The organism is Streptomyces sp. Isolate_45, assembly GCF_024721315.2.
Classification (GTDB): Bacteria; Actinomycetota; Actinomycetes; order Streptomycetales; family Streptomycetaceae; genus Streptomyces.
In genome coordinates this window covers 1-863 of record NZ_JANFAK020000386.1, presented here as the reverse complement: position 1 = coordinate 863, position 863 = coordinate 1, and the positions used below count along the sequence as shown (strand labels likewise).

Sequence of the window (863 nt, the reverse complement as noted above, 5' to 3'; positions counted from 1 at the left end):
CTAAGAAGTCATCTCATTTGGCTAGTCGGCGGTAGCAGATGAGGGTGCAGGCGAGGCTGGTGAAGGCGAGGAAGTGCTCGGCCTTGCGCTCGTAGCGGCGGTGTAGTCGTCGGCAGCCGGCGAGCCAGGACATGGTTCTTTCGACGACCCATCGGTGGCGGCCGAGCCGTTGTGAGGACTCGATGCCTCTGCGGGCGATGCGGTGTTTGATGCCGCGTCCGCGTAACCATCGTCGCAGGTGGGTGTAGTCGTAGCCCTTGTCCGCGTGGAGCTTGCCGGGCTTGCGTCGTCGGCGTCCGCGGCGTGAGCGGATGGGTGGTATGCCGCGGACGAGGGGCTCGAGGGCCTGGCTGTCGTGCAGGTTGGCGCCCGGGATTGCGACGGGCAGGGGCAGACCGGTCCGCTCGGTGATCAAGTGGATCTTCGAGCCGTACTTGCCCCGATCGACAGGATTCGGACCTGTCAGGTCCCCCTTTTCAAGGCCCTCATGTTCACCGAGTCGATGGCGCAGCGGGACCAGTCGAGCTCGCCGCGAGCACCGAGTTCGTCGAGGACCAGGCGGTGGAGCTTGGCCCACACGCGGGCCTTGCTCCATTCGGAGAACCGTCGGTGGGCTGTCGCCCCCGAGGGGCCGAATGATGCCGTGGGCAGCTGCTGCCAGGTGCAACCCGACGTCGCGACGAACACGATCGCGGCCAGTACTTCACGGTCACCGTGCCGGCGGCGTCCACCGCCTTGGGGCCGCGACGGCGCCTCCGGCACCACCCGTTGGAACAGCACCCACAACTCATCCGGCACCAGCCGTTCAACGATCCCCACCATGACTGACAGCCTACCCACGAAGCCCAAATGAGATGACCTCT

General features: G+C 66.2%; 1 protein-coding gene. It reads right to left on the bottom strand.

Going from position 1 to position 863, the window contains the following annotated elements:
- Positions 1 to 13: 13 nt before the first annotated feature.
- Positions 14 to 822, bottom strand: a protein-coding gene (locus NOD94_RS41225; RefSeq protein WP_281211370.1) for an IS5 family transposase whose coding sequence is annotated in 2 segments (ribosomal slippage) — positions 14 to 475 and positions 478 to 822 — 807 coding nt in all. Because the reading frame shifts where the segments join, the coding sequence is not laid out codon by codon here.
- Positions 823 to 863: the final 41 nt, after the last annotated feature.